Source organism: Streptomyces sp. NPDC019531 (assembly GCF_044903305.1).
Taxonomy (GTDB): Bacteria; Actinomycetota; Actinomycetes; order Streptomycetales; family Streptomycetaceae; genus Streptomyces.
On the sequence record NZ_JBJDQL010000001.1, the window covers coordinates 365,670 to 378,856 of the forward strand.

A 13,187-nucleotide genomic window follows, 5' to 3' on the forward strand; every position below is an offset into this window, starting at 1 on the left:
GACGGCAGGCGAGCCGGCCGCGGAAGGACACCGACCCCGCGGTGGCGAGGGCCGCGACCCAACAGGCCGACCTGCCTGCGCGGAAGCTGGCCGAGCACGCCCGGCAGGTCCAGGCGCACGCCGACGAACTGCACCGCTACCCGGCGGCCCGGCTCCCGCAGCCCGCGCGGCCGAGTCTGCCGGGCCAGGTCCTGCGGCAGGAATAGCCTCGGCAGTCATGGGCGCTGACCACGACGGAGGTGATCGGCAGTGGCCGACGAGCAGCAGGAACAGGCGTATCGCATCGAGCACGACTCCATGGGCGAGGTCTGTGTCCCGGTGGACGCCAGGTGGCGGGCGCAGACCCAGCGGGCCGTGGAGAACTTCCCGATCTCCGGGCAGCGGATCGAGCGGGCGCACATCGAGGCCCTGGCCCGGATCAAGGGGGCGGCCGCGAAGGTGAACGCGCGGCTGGGCGTGCTCGACAAGGACGTCGCCGAGGCGATCCAGGAGGCGGCCGACGAGGTGGCACGCGGGGACTGGGACGCGCACTTCCCCGTCGATGTCTTCCAGACCGGCTCCGGCACCTCGTCCAACATGAACACCAACGAGGTCATCGCCACGCTGGCGACCGAGCGGCTCGGCCGTGACGTGCACCCCAACGACCACGTCAACGCCTCCCAGTCCTCCAACGACGTCTTCCCCTCCTCGATCCACATCGCCGCCACCGCCGCCGTATCCCGGGATCTCGTCCCCGCCCTCGACCATCTCGCCGCGGCCCTCACCCGCAAGTCCGAGGAGTTCGCCGACGTCGTGAAGTCGGGGCGCACCCACCTGATGGACGCCACCCCCGTGACGCTGGGCCAGGAGTTCGGCGGGTACGCGGCGCAGGTGCGGTACGGGATCGAGCGGCTGGAGGCCTCTCTCCCCCGGCTCGCCGAGCTGCCGCTGGGCGGGACCGCCGTCGGCACCGGCATCAACACCCCGCCCGGGTTCGCGGCCGCCGTCATCGAGGAGGTCGCCCGCACCACCGGGCTGCCGCTCACCGAGGCGCGGGACCACTTCGAGGCGCAGGGCGCCCGGGACGGGATCGTGGAGACCAGCGGGCAGCTGAGGACCATCGCGGTCGGGCTGACGAAGATCTCCAATGATCTGCGGTGGATGTCCTCCGGGCCCAGGACGGGGCTGGCGGAGATCTCGCTCCCCGACCTTCAGCCCGGCTCGTCGATCATGCCCGGCAAGGTCAACCCGGTGATCCCGGAGGCCGTGCTCATGGTCGCCGCGCAGGTCGTCGGCAACGACGCCACGGTCGCCGCCGCCGGAGCGGCCGGCAACTTCGAGCTCAACGTCATGCTTCCGGTCATCGCGAAGAACGTCCTGGAGTCCGTAAGGCTGCTCGCCAACGTCTCCCGGCTGCTCGCCGACCGGACCGTCGACGGCATCGTCGCGCACCGCGAACGCGCCCGGGAGTACGCCGAGTCCTCGCCCTCCGTGGTCACCCCGCTCAACAAGTACATCGGGTACGAGGAGGCCGCGAAGGTCGCCAAGAAGGCCCTCGCCGAACGGAAGACGATCCGCCAGGTCGTACTGGAGAGCGGCTACGTCGAACGCGGCGATCTGACGGTCCAGCAGCTCGACGAGGCGCTGGATGTCCTGCGGATGACACGGCCGTAATCTTTCCCCACCCCCGCGTGAACCGTGACGCGCACCGCGGCGTCGTATGCCTATGGCACCTAATATCTGTTCATGGCAGACGGTGGAGCGGTGAGAGCAGTGGAAGCGGGTACGTCGACGGCCTTCTGGGAGCCCGGGAGTCAGATCCTGTGGCGCTACCGGGAGAACTCCGGCGCGCACTTCCACATCGCCCGTCCGGTCACCGTCGTACGCGACGACGAGGACCTGCTCGCCGTGTGGCTGGCACCGGGCACCCAGTGTGTGAAGCCGGTGCTGGCCGACGGCACGTCCGTGCACGCGGAGCCGCTGGAGTCCCGCTACACCAAGCCGCGGACCGTGCAGCGGGACCGCTGGTTCGGTACCGGTGTGCTGAAGCTGGCGCGGCCGGGGCTGCCTTGGTCGGTGTGGCTGTTCTGGGAGCCGGGCTGGCAGTTCAAGAACTGGTACGTGAACCTCGAAGCACCACTGACGCGTTGGACCGGGGGTGTGGATTCCGAGGACCACTTCCTGGACATCACCGTGGAGCCGGACCGCAGTTGGCAGTGGCGGGACGAGGACGAGTTCGCGCAGGCCCAGCAGGACGGCCTGATGGGCCCGGAACTGGCCGAACGGGTCCGGGAGGCTGGGCGGTCCGCGGTGGAGGTGATCCGCGCCTGGGGCCCGCCGTTCTCGGACGGCTGGCCCGACTGGCGGCCCGATCCGTCCTGGACTGTGCCGTTCCTTCCGGAAGACTGGGACCGTACGCCTGCGCACTTGTCCTCATGAGACCCTTGATGCGCCCCCGGGCTGCAAACGTAGGATCGTCCTCCGCAAGAACGCGCAGCGGCAACTAACGGAGCGGGCGCTGGGCTTGACCGATCGTCACCGAGGGGCGGCAGGACGTGGGCGTGGGGTATGAGGACAACACCGGCACGGGCCACAGACGGTTGACCAAAAACGCAGGAACAGCCCCTGACCACGCGGGAATTCCGTTCCTGGGACACGCATTCCGGGTATCGGGATTTCGGCGGGACCAACTGCGCGCACGGCGTGCAGCCCCGGACGGACGGATTCGACACGCGTGACGGAGCACCCGACCTCCTTCGAACGCCCCCAGCCGGGCGTCGACCCCACGGACCCCCGCGGGGCGCTCCTGCGTTCCCCGGCGCCCTCGTCCACCCAGGGCGTCGAAGCGCCGGCCGCTTTACCCGTCCAGGCCCGCGCCGGTGACATCCCGCCGGAGACGGCACCCGTCGCCCAGAGCAGCAACAGCACGACCGGCACGTCCGGTAGGACCGGCAACAACAAGGACATGGGCATGAACCCGGCCGGCACCGGCCCCGAGCACTCCCAGCCGGCCTCCGCCGAGCAGGACCCGCACCGCCCGCGGCCCGTGCCCGAAACGGTCCCGGTCCAGCCCGGCGGCGAGGACGACCGGCCGCCCCAGAGCGGCGACGAACGCCGTAGCGGACAGGGTCTGCCTCCGGGCCGGCCCACGCCGATGCGGCGGGACGGCGACCGGCTGCGCTTCGTGGGCGCGGCAACCCGCCGGATCGCCCGCGGCATCGACCTGGACGAGATCGTGATGGGTCTGTGCCGGGCGACCGTGCCGACCTTCTCGGACGCGATCCTCGTCTATCTGCGGGACCCGCTGCCCGTCGGCGACGAGCGGCCCACCGGACCCCTCGTGCTCAGGCTGCGGCGCAGCGACCGCATCCCGCAGCAGGAACGGGACCTGGAGGACGGCATCCTGCCGGTGCCGGTCCCGGAGAACCCGACCGAACTGGACACCCTCGGCACCGAACTGTGCGAGGTACAGCCCGGCAGCGCGCTCGCCGAGGTGTTGCGCGGGGTGCGCCCGGTGTTCACGGACACCCCCGCGGCCCGCGCGGCGCTGCCGGAACTGCTCGGCGAGGGCTGCGAGTTCGCCGTACCGACGGGCCGGCGCGCGATCCTGGCCCCGCTGCGCGGCCGGCGCCGGGTCATCGGTGCCGCGCTGTTCCTGCGCCGCCCGGAGCGCATCGCCTTCGACCCGGACGACCTCCTCGTCGCCGCCCAGCTCGCCACGCACAGCGCGCTGGGCATCGACAAGGCGGTGCTGTACGGCCGTGAGGCGTACATCGCCGACGAGCTGCAGCGCACCATGCTCCCGGAGACCCTGCCGCGGCCGACCGGCGTCCGGCTGGCCTCGCGCTATCTGCCGGCCGCCGAGACGGCCCGGGTGGGCGGCGACTGGTACGACGCGATCCCGCTCCCGGGCAGCCGGGTCGCCCTGGTCGTGGGCGATGTCATGGGGCACTCCATGACCTCCGCGGCGATCATGGGCCAACTGCGGACGACCGCACAGACCCTCGCCGGGCTCGACCTGCCTCCGCAGGAGGTGCTGCACCACCTCGACGAGCAGGCGCAGCGGCTCGGCACGGACCGGATGGCGACCTGCCTCTACGCCGTCTACGACCCGGTCTCGCACCGGATCACCATCGCCAACGCCGGTCATCCGCCGCCGGTGCTGCTGCACCTGGGCGGCCGTGCCGAGGTGCTCCGCGTGCCGCCGGGCGCACCGATCGGTGTCGGGGGCGTGGACTTCGAGGCCGTGGAGCTTGACGCGCCGGCCGGAGCCACGCTGCTGCTGTACACCGACGGTCTCGTGGAGTCCCGGCTGCGGGACGTGTGGACCGGGATCGAGCAGCTGCGGGAGAAGCTCGCCGCGACCGCGCAGTTGACCGGTCCGGATCATCCGCCGCCGCTGGAAGCGCTGTGCGACGAGGTGCTGGACATGTTGGGTCCGGGGGACCGGGACGACGACATCGCGCTGCTCGCGGCCCGTTTCGACGGGATCGCGCCGAGCGATGTCGCGTACTGGTTCCTTGAGCCGGAGGACGCGGCGCCGGGGCGTGCGCGGCGTCTTGCTCGGCGGGCCTTGTCCCGCTGGGGCATGGAGGATCTCACCGACTCCGTCGAGCTGTTGGTCAGTGAGGTGGTGACCAACGCCGTGCGGTATGCGACTCGGCCGGTCACTTTGCGGTTGTTGCGGACCGATGTGCTGCGGTGTGAGGTCGGGGACGATGTACCGCAGTTGCCGCGGCTTCGGCAGGCCCGGGCCACCGATGAGGGCGGGCGGGGGCTGTATCTCGTCAACCGGCTGGCTCGGCGGTGGGGGGCGACCCGGCTCAGCACCGGCAAGGTGGTGTGGTTCGAGCTCAACCGAGGCTGACCGTCTCGGAGCCCGGCACCCGCGCACGACTCTTCGGGGTCATGCGCGGTGATCCGGACGACGCCATGCCCGCCTGGACTCGCTTCTCGCCGGTCGCCCGTGAGCAGGATCAGCGTGGCGCCCGGCAGGACCCGCTCCGCCTCGTGCTCGGGCGATGGCCTCCCCGGCCCCCATGCCGAGGCCGAGAGCCCCTCTACGCGTCAGGCTCGTGGTCACGAGAAGCCTTTGTCCACGCTCACCGATGTCAGGCTGTGGTCCCGCCCGGCATCCATGTACACGCCGTCGCCGGTCCTGGCCCCGCACATGTCGAGGGGATTGGTGAAGGCGAACCCGTAGACGGCCGCGGCACCGTAAAACAGCGAGACCTTGCACCCTGACGTTGCTTCGAGCTGGGGAATCGTTGCCGGTCGGCTCGCTACCCAGCTGGACACCGGCCACGACAAGGGCGCCCGGTGGTCGGTCACCGGGCGCCCTGTCTTTCGCTTTTCGCTACTGGCCGTCGTTCGGGTCGAGCGGGATCTCCGGAGTGGTCGTGCTTTCCTCCGGGGTCGACGGCGGGCTCGTCGTCGGCGTCACCGTGGGGGTTACCTCGGGAGTTGTCGCGGCCTCCGTCGTGGGAGTCTGCGACGGGGTCTGCGAGGGTTTCTCCGCGGTCGCGGTCGCCGACGGGGTCTCGGACGGGATCGCAGAGGGACTCGGGGTCCAGGAGGGCTGGACCGCGGCGCCCTGGTCGGTGTCCAGGTCGAACTTGGTGTTCTTGCCTGCGACACCGAAGGTGTACGCCGCCCAGATCTCCGCCGGGAAGCCACCACCGTTGACACGGGGAAGGCCTGCGGTCTTGTACATCTTGCTCTGCCCGTGGGTCTTGTAGTCCTCGCCGAAGAGACCGACGGAGGTCACGAGGTCCGGGGTGTAGCCGGTGAACCAGGCCGACTTGTTGTCGTCGGAGGTACCGGTCTTGCCGGCGACCTTCCGGCCGTCGCGGGCCGGGTTCTGCTGCACGGACTTCTTGGCCGTACCGTCGTCGACCACGCCGGTCAGGACCGAGGTCACCGTGTCGGCGGCCTCCCGGCTGATGACCTGGTCGCCGATCGGGTCGGGCATCTGGAACTCGCTGCCGCCCTGCTCGGCCGACTCGATGATGGTCGGCGTGACCTGCTTGCCGTGGTTGTCGAGGGTGGCGTAGACACCGGCCATCTGGATCGGGCTCGCGCCCATGGTGCCCAGGGTGTAGGCGGGCAGCGACTTGAGCTTGCCGGTGTCCATGCCGAGTTTGGTGGCCGTCGCCAGCACCTTGTCCATGCCGACGTCCACGCCCATCTGCGCGAAGACGGAGTTGATGGACTTGTTCATCGCCGTCTGCACGGTGACCTTGCCGTAGTCCGCGTCGTCCTCGTTCTCGGGTCCGAAGCCGACCTTGTTGCCGTCGCTGTCCACGACCTGACGCTTGCTGGTGCCGTCGTAGATCGTGTTGGCGCCGATCGTCTTGCCGCTCTGCGTCTCGGAGGCGTTCTCCAGGGCGGCGGCGAGGATGACCGGCTTGAAGGTCGAGGCGGGCTGGTAGTCGGTGCGGTTGGCGTTGCTGATGTAGTGCTTGGTGTAGTCCGTGCCGCCGTACAGGGCGACGATCTTCCCCGTCTTGGGGTCGACGGAGGCGGCGCCGGCCTGGACGTTCTTGTCGACCGTCCGCTTCTCCGGGTCCAGCTGGCTGATCAGCTGGGTCTTGACCGCCTTCTCCAGCTTGGCCTGCTTCTTCTTGTCGATGTTCAGGGTGATGGTCCAGCCGGAGTTCTCGACCCGGGCCTCGGCCTCGTCCTGGGTGATGCCTTCCTTGTCCATCAGCTGCTTCTCGAGCTGCTGTTTGGCGAGCTTGATGAAGTAGCCCTTCTGCCCCTCCAGGCCTGGGGCGGCCTTGGGCTCCTTGGGCACCGGGAACTTCATGGCCGCGCGCTCGGTCTTGTCCAGCCAGCCCTGCCCGACCATGTTGTCCAGGACGTAGTTCCAGCGGGCCTGCACCAGCTTCTTGCCGGTGGGCGTGGCGACCGCCCAGTCGTACTGGCTCGGGGCCTGGAGCAGCGCGGCGAGGTACGCGCCCTGCTCGACGCTGAGCTTCTTGGCGTCGACGCGGTAGTAGTCCTGGGCGGCGGCCTGGATGCCGTAGGCGCCGCGGCCGTAGTAGCTGGTGTTGATGTAGCCCGCGAGGATGTCGTCCTTGGACGTCGTGCGGTCCACCTTCAGCGAGATGACCAGTTCCTTCAGCTTGCGCGTGACGGTCTGGTCCTGGTCGAGGTAGTAGTTCTTGACGTACTGCTGGGTGATCGTGGAGCCACCCTGCTTGCCCTTGCCGGACAGGGTGTTGATCAGGCCGCGGGCGGTGCCCTTGAGGTCGATGCCGGCGTCGGTGTAGAAGGTCTTGTTCTCCGCCGCCACGAAGGTGCGCTGGACCGGCTTGGGCACCTCGGAGAGGTCGACGATCTCGCGGTTGGTGTCGCCCTCGCGGGCCATGACCGAGCCGTCGCTGTACTTGTAGATGTTGCTCTGCTCCTGCGCGGCCGCGTTGCCCTTGGGCACGTCGATCATCATGTACATCACGACGAAGCCGCCGATGCCGAGCAGGCAGAGGGCGAAGAACGTGCCGAGCATCTTCTTCCAGGTGAAGAGCCGACGTATGACGCTCTTACCGCTTTTTGCGTTCTTCTTACCCCGGGCCGCCTTGCGGGCCGCCGCCCTGCCACCTTCCGCGATGCCGCCTTCCGCGATGCCCTCGCTCGGCGTCCCGGACGAGCGCGTGGGCGGCGCCGCGCGGCGACCACCGCGCTGACGTGCTCTTCTCTCTTCCGCTCGTCCCATGGGTCGACTCGCTCCGCTTCCTCATCGGCGGCCACACAGGTTCGTGGCACAGGTCAGCTCAGAAAGCTAACACCGGTCCATATGACACAGGACCTTCGATCCGGCCTTCGGCGGGCGTGAGAATCAGCACCCGCCTCCTCGGAACCAGACCGCCGGGAGGGCGTGAAGGTTGCCGAGGGAGGGTAATGTGATATCAGTTAGTTAGCTCTTCGATAAAGATCTTCGACAGATGGGGGACTCCTGTGTCCAAGGACGACTCGGTACCCGACATGCCCGCCCCGCGCGTACGCGAGTTCACCGCGCACAGCATCGGCGGCGCCCTCGCGCTGCTCCTCGGCCTGGTCGGACTGCTGCTCGCGGTCTTCCTGTTCGCCGCGAGCGGGGAGAGCCCGGGCTTCGCGGTCGGCGGCGTCCTCGTACTGATCGCCGCGCTGATCTCGCTGCGCGGCCTGAACACGGTCGCGCCGGGCGAGGCCCGGGTCGTCCAGCTCTTCGGCCGCTACAAGGGCACGATCCGCCAGGACGGCCTGCGCTGGGTGAATCCCTTCACCTCACGTACGAAGATCTCCACCCGGGTCCGCAACCACGAGACGGCCGTCCTCAAGGTCAACGACGCCTACGGCAACCCGATCGAGCTGGCCGCGGTCGTGGTGTGGAAGGTCGAGGACACCGCGCAGGCCACCTTCGAGGTGGACAACTTCGTGAAGTTCGTCGCCACCCAGACCGAGACGGCCGTACGGCACATCGCCATCGAGTACCCCTACGACGCCCACGACGAGGACGGGCTGTCGCTGCGCGGCAACGCCGACGAAATCACCCAGAAGCTCGCCACCGAGCTGCACGCGCGCGTGGAGTCGGCCGGCGTCCAGATCATCGAGTCCCGCTTCACCCACCTCGCCTACGCACCCGAGATCGCCTCGGCGATGCTCCAGCGGCAGCAGGCGGGGGCGGTCGTCGCGGCCCGGAGGCAGATAGTGGAGGGCGCGGTCGGCATGGTCGAGGAGGCGCTCGCCCGGATCACCGAGCGGGACATCGTGGAGCTGGACGAGGAACGCAAGGCGGCGATGGTGTCCAACCTGATGGTGGTGCTGTGCGGCGACCGCGCCCCGCAGCCGGTCCTCAACACCGGGACGCTCTACCAGTGACGGCACCTTCCGCACCTTCTGAGGGCGGCCCCCCCGAGCGGCGGCCTCAGCAGCGCAAGCAGGTGCTGCTGAGGCTGGACCCGCTGGTGTACGAGGCGCTCGCGCGGTGGGCCGGCGACGAGCTGCGGTCGGCCAACGCGCAGATCGAGTTCCTGCTGCGCAGGGCGCTCAGAGAAGCGGGACGCCTGCCCGGTGACGCCGGACCGTTGCCGCGCCGGGGGCGGCCGCCCAAGGATACGTGACAGAACCGTGACAATGGGCCCCCACCTGCGGCTGCTCACCGCCGGGTCCGACGTACACTCTCCACGTATACATGCAGGGTATACACCGCATGTACAGTCCTTCCCATGTCCATCGGTCACACCCTCCTAGGGCTCCTGGAGTCCGGGCCCCGCCACGGCTACGACCTCAAGCGGGCCTTCGACGAGAAGTTCGGTCACGACCGGCCGCTGCACTACGGCCAGGTCTACTCGACGATGTCCCGGCTGCTGAAGAACGGCCTCGTCGAAGTCGACGGCATCGAGGCCGGCGGCGGCCCCGAGCGGAAGCGGTACGCCATCACGGACGCCGGGATCACCGACGTACGGCGGTGGCTCGCGACGCCGGAGAAGCCCGAGCCGTACCTCCAGTCCACGCTCTACACGAAGGTCGTCCTCGCGCTGCTCACGCACCGGGACGCCGGCGACATCCTCGACACCCAGCGTTCCGAGCATCTGCGGATGATGCGCATCCTCACCGACCGGAAGCGGAAGGGGAACCTCGCCGACCAGTTGATCTGCGACCACGCCCTGTTCCATCTGGAGGCCGACCTGCGCTGGCTGGAGCTGACCGCCGCGCGTCTCGACAAACTCGCGGAGGTGGTGGTCAAGTGACCCCGGCCGGTTCCCTGCTCGTCGCCGACGGGCTGCGCAAGACCTACGGCCCGACCGTCGCCCTCGACGGCGCCGAGTTCTCCATCCACCCCGGCGAGGTCGTCGCCGTGATGGGCCCCTCCGGGTCCGGCAAGTCGACCCTGCTGCACTGCCTCGCCGGAATCGTGCCGCCCGACGCGGGCTCGATCATGTACAACGGCCGGGAGATGGCGACGATGAACGACGCCGAGCGCAGTGCCCTCAGGCGCTCCGAGTTCGGGTTCGTCTTCCAGTTCGGGCAGCTCGTCCCGGAGCTGACCTGCGTGGAGAACGTGGCGCTGCCGCTGCGGCTGAACGGCACCTCCCGCAAGGAGGCCGAGAAGGCGGCACTGACCTGGATGGAGCGACTGGAGGTCGACGACCTCGGCAAGAAGCGGCCCGGCGAGGTGTCCGGCGGTCAGGGGCAGCGCGTGGCCGTGGCCCGGTCCCTGGTCACCGGCCCCCGGGTGCTGTTCGCCGATGAGCCGACCGGGGCGCTCGACTCGCTCAACGGCGAGCGGGTCATGGAGCTGCTCACCGACGCCGCCCGGTCCACCAACGCGGCCGTCGTCCTCGTCACGCACGAGGCACGGGTGGCCGCCTACTCGGACCGCGAGATCGTCGTACGGGACGGGAAGTCCCGGGACATGGAGCGGGCCGTATGAGCGTGCGGCAGTGGTGGAGAGACCTCTCCATGGGGGTTCGGTTCGCCTTCGCGGGCGGACGTGAGGGGTGGGTCCGGGCACTGCTGACCGCGGTCGGCGTCGGGCTCGGGGTGGCGTTGCTGCTGCTGACCACCGCGCTGCCGAACGCGCTGGCGGTCCGGCACGACCGGGAGGACGCCCGTACGGACATCACGTTCGGCGGCAAGGTCATCCCGAAGGCGTCGGACACCTTGCTGGTGGCGGACACCGGAACCACCTTCCGGGACAAGACCGTCCGCGGCCGGGCACTGGAGCCCGAGGCGCCGAAGGCGCCGCTGCCGCCGGGGGTCGGGGCGTTCCCCGCGGTCGGCGAGATGGTCGTCTCCCCCGCGCTGAAGAAGCTGCTGGAGTCCGGCGACGGCAGGCTCCTGCGGGAGCGGCTGCCCGAGCGGATCGTCGGCACGATCGGCGAGAGCGGGCTCATCGGTTCCCATGAACTCGCCTACTACCGGGGTGCCAAGGGGCTCGCCACTCAGGGCATGGACGGCGGCCGGGTCACCCGCATCGACCACTTCGGGGCCGCGGACTCGACCCCTGAGCGCAGCGACCCGATCATGCTCCTGCTGATCCTCGTCGTCTTCGTCGCCCTGCTGATGCCGGTCGCCGTGTTCATCGCCGCGGCCGTGCGCTTCGGCGGCGAGCGGCGCGACCGGCGGCTCGCGGCCCTTCGCCTGGTGGGCTCCGACGGCCGCTCGACCCGGCGGATCGCGGCCGGCGAGGCGCTCGCGGGAGCGGTGCTGGGGCTGGTCCTCGGCACCGGGTTCTTCCTGATCGGGCGCCAAGTGGCGGGCTCCGTCGAGGTGTTCGGGCAGAGCGTGTTCCCGAGCTACCTCAACCCCTCCCCCCTGCTGGCCCTGCTGGTCGGTGTCGCGGTGCCCGCGGCGGCCGTCCTGGTGACGCTGATCGCGCTGCGCGGGGTGGTGATCGAGCCGCTGGGTGTGGTCCGGACGGCGAAGCCCGCGCGGCGCAGGCTGTGGTGGCGGCTGCTGCTGCCGCTGGCCGGACTCGCGATGCTCTACCCGATGGTCGGACAGGGCCGCAACGGCGGCGACTTCAACCAGTACCTCGTCATCGGCGGTGTCGTCCTGCTCCTTGTCGGCGTGACCGCGCTGCTGCCGTGGATCGTCGAGTCGGTCGTGGCCCGGCTGGGCGCGGGCGTCCTGTCCTGGCAACTGGCCGTGCGCAGACTGCAGTTGAGCAGCGGCACCGCGGCCCGGATGGTCAACGGCATCGCGGTGGCGGTGGCCGGGGCGATCGCCCTGCAGATGCTGTTCGCGGGCGTCGAGGGCGACTACACCAAGAGCACCGGCTACGACGTCTCACGGGCGCAGATGCAGGTGAGCGTGCCGGACGGGAAGACACTCGCCTCGACCGCGAAGGAACTCGCCGCGACCAAGGGCGTGGAGAAGGTGTACGCCTTCGACGAGGGGTACATCGCGGACGGGCCGGGCGACGACGCTCGCTCGAGCCGGGTGACCGTCGCCGACTGCGCGTCCCTGCGCGAGATCGCCGCACTGCCTTCCTGTCGCGAGGGCGACTCCTTCGTCCTGCAGGGCGGCGGGGACGACGGCGAGGAGGGGGCCCTGACCGCCGAGCCCGGCCGGACGCTCTACTTCGAGACCCAGACCTCCGAAGGCTCCGAGAAGACCAAACCGGTCGCCTGGACCCTGCCGAAGGACGTCAAGCAGGCCCGCCCCGTCACCGATCCGACCGGCTACAAGCGCGGCGGCCTCCTGATCACCCCGAGCGCCCTGTCCTCGACGGTCGCGCCGGGCGTGCAGGGACAGGTCTATGTGCGGCTCGACGACTCGGTGCCGGACGCGCGCGAGTACGTACGCAACACGGCGGCCCGTATCAGCCCGCTCGAAGAGCCCATGGAGTGGGTGTCCTTCGAGCGCGACGACCGCTACGAGTCCATCCGCACCGGTCTGTTCGTCGGCGCCGCCTGTGTCCTCGCGCTGATCGGGGCAAGCCTGCTGGTCTCCCAGCTGGAGCAGCTGCGCGAGCGCAAGAAGCTGCTGTCGGCGCTGGTCGCCTTCGGCACCCGGCGGCGCACCCTGAGCCTGTCGGTGCTGTGGCAGACGGCGATCCCGATCGCGCTCGGTCTGCTGCTGGCCTCGGTGGTGGGGCTGACGCTGGGCGCGGTGCTGCAGCAGATGACGGCCACCACGGTGCGTGTGGACTGGCCGAGCGTGCTGTCGATGACCGGCGTGAGTGCCGGTGTCGTCCTCGCGGTGACGCTGCTGAGCCTGCCGCCGCTGCTGAGGCTGATGCGGCCGGACGGGCTGCGGACGGAGTAGCCCGTCCGCAGCCGGGGGTCCGCTCAGAGGCTGTACTCCTTCACCACTCGCCGGACCTGGGCGAACAGCATGCCGACGTTGACCGACTTGCGGCAGACGACAACGGCGACGACGTCCTGCTGTTCGTTCAGCCGCACGAACAGGTGTGTGAGGTTCTCGCTGTTGACCAGGATCTCCTGGAAGAAGTGGTTGTCACTGCTGATCCCGCGACGTTCCTTGAAGACGTCCTCGATCATCACGACCGTGCGGCCCTGGAACAGGTCGAGGGTCGCGCCCGCCAGGAGGTCCAGGACCTCCGGCGGGTGGTTCTCGACGGTCTCGTACGACAGCAGCATGCCGGTGGTCATGTCGACCACGCCGGAGGCGACACAGTCGGGGGCGTCGGTACGAAGGGACTTGACCAGGCCCATCACCTGGTCGGAGAAACCTGTGGCCATGCGCTTCGTCGCCAT

General features: G+C 69.8%; 11 protein-coding genes. 9 read left to right on the top strand and 2 right to left on the bottom strand.

Features of this window, described 5'->3' with window-relative positions:
* Positions 1 to 41 precede the first annotated feature (41 nt).
* The 4 genes from ACI2L1_RS01715 to ACI2L1_RS01730 all read left to right on the top strand — a co-directional run bounded on the left by ACI2L1_RS01715 (position 42) and on the right by ACI2L1_RS01730 (position 4,846).
* Positions 42 to 206: a hypothetical protein gene (locus ACI2L1_RS01715; protein ID WP_404737307.1), complete on the top strand. Its 165-nt coding sequence runs from the start codon at positions 42 to 44 to the stop codon at positions 204 to 206.
* 43 nt (positions 207 to 249) lie between these two features.
* A complete protein-coding gene (locus ACI2L1_RS01720) occupies positions 250 to 1,653 on the top strand; it encodes a class II fumarate hydratase (RefSeq protein WP_404737308.1) in 1,404 nt (467 codons plus the stop codon).
* A 99-nt stretch (positions 1,654 to 1,752) separates the two neighbouring features.
* Positions 1,753 to 2,418, top strand: a complete 666-nt coding sequence (locus tag ACI2L1_RS01725) for a DUF402 domain-containing protein (protein WP_404737413.1) — start codon at positions 1,753 to 1,755, stop codon at positions 2,416 to 2,418.
* Positions 2,419 to 2,713: 295 nt separating this feature from the next.
* Complete coding sequence (locus ACI2L1_RS01730; RefSeq protein ID WP_404737309.1) at positions 2,714 to 4,846, top strand: SpoIIE family protein phosphatase; 2,133 nt, start codon at positions 2,714 to 2,716, stop codon at positions 4,844 to 4,846.
* Between the two features lie 489 nt (positions 4,847 to 5,335).
* Here the strand turns inward: ACI2L1_RS01730 and ACI2L1_RS01735 are convergent, their stop codons facing one another.
* The gene (locus tag ACI2L1_RS01735; protein WP_404737310.1) at positions 5,336 to 7,696 is read right to left on the bottom strand and encodes a transglycosylase domain-containing protein; all 2,361 of its coding nucleotides are present in this window, start codon (positions 7,694 to 7,696) and stop codon (positions 5,336 to 5,338) included.
* A 269-nt stretch (positions 7,697 to 7,965) separates the two neighbouring features.
* Here ACI2L1_RS01735 and ACI2L1_RS01740 point away from each other — a divergent pair, with 269 nt between their 5' ends.
* From ACI2L1_RS01740 to ACI2L1_RS01760, 5 genes are all read left to right on the top strand, one after another.
* Positions 7,966 to 8,841, top strand: a complete 876-nt coding sequence (locus ACI2L1_RS01740; protein WP_404737414.1) for an SPFH domain-containing protein — start codon at positions 7,966 to 7,968, stop codon at positions 8,839 to 8,841.
* On the top strand, positions 8,838 to 9,083 hold the full coding sequence (locus tag ACI2L1_RS01745; RefSeq protein ID WP_404737311.1) for a hypothetical protein: 246 nt from the start codon (positions 8,838 to 8,840) through the stop codon (positions 9,081 to 9,083). Before ACI2L1_RS01740 ends, ACI2L1_RS01745 begins: the two co-directional genes overlap by 4 nt.
* 105 nt (positions 9,084 to 9,188) lie before the next feature.
* Positions 9,189 to 9,713 carry a PadR family transcriptional regulator gene (locus ACI2L1_RS01750; protein WP_404737312.1) on the top strand — a complete coding sequence of 175 codons (525 nt, stop codon included), beginning with the start codon at positions 9,189 to 9,191 and terminating at the stop codon, positions 9,711 to 9,713.
* Positions 9,710 to 10,396 (top strand): ABC transporter ATP-binding protein, encoded by a 687-nt coding sequence (locus tag ACI2L1_RS01755; RefSeq protein ID WP_404737313.1) that lies wholly within the window; start codon positions 9,710 to 9,712, stop codon positions 10,394 to 10,396. Before ACI2L1_RS01750 ends, ACI2L1_RS01755 begins: the two co-directional genes overlap by 4 nt.
* A complete protein-coding gene (locus ACI2L1_RS01760; RefSeq protein WP_404737314.1) occupies positions 10,393 to 12,735 on the top strand; it encodes an ABC transporter permease in 2,343 nt (780 codons plus the stop codon). Before ACI2L1_RS01755 ends, ACI2L1_RS01760 begins: the two co-directional genes overlap by 4 nt.
* A gap of 23 nt (positions 12,736 to 12,758) precedes the next feature.
* On the opposite strand, the gene ACI2L1_RS01765 is transcribed toward ACI2L1_RS01760, so the two are convergent.
* Positions 12,759 to 13,187 carry a hypothetical protein gene (locus tag ACI2L1_RS01765; protein ID WP_404737315.1) on the bottom strand — a complete coding sequence of 143 codons (429 nt, stop codon included), beginning with the start codon at positions 13,185 to 13,187 and terminating at the stop codon, positions 12,759 to 12,761.